Genomic DNA, 221 nt, shown 5'->3' with positions numbered 1-221 from the left:
CGCTTGGCCTGTTGGGCGAGCGCGATGGCCACCGGTGTCTTGCCGGTGCCGCCGACTGTAAAATTGCCGATGCACAGAACCGGTGCCTCGACCTTCTCGCGCTTGGCCCGCCGCCGGCCGCGGCATGCGGCGGCCGCATAGATGGCCGATAGCGGCGATAGTGCCAGGACCCGCCAGTCCGGCTCTTCCCACCAGAATGGTGGTGCTTCGGAAGCCACGCT

1 protein-coding gene is annotated in these 221 nt (G+C 67.9%); it reads right to left on the bottom strand.

What is annotated here, in order from left to right:
• The coding region (locus tag FCU66_RS40910; protein WP_181956599.1) for a tetraacyldisaccharide 4'-kinase at window positions 1–218 on the bottom strand (218 nt) is incomplete at its 3' end.
• Window positions 219–221: the final 3 nt, after the last annotated feature.

It is taken from the genome of Mesorhizobium norvegicum, assembly GCF_004919685.1.
Classification (GTDB): Bacteria; Pseudomonadota; Alphaproteobacteria; order Rhizobiales; family Rhizobiaceae; genus Mesorhizobium; species Mesorhizobium norvegicum.
The sequence above is the reverse complement of the archived record's forward strand: the minus strand, read 5'-3'. Positions and strand labels throughout refer to the sequence as shown.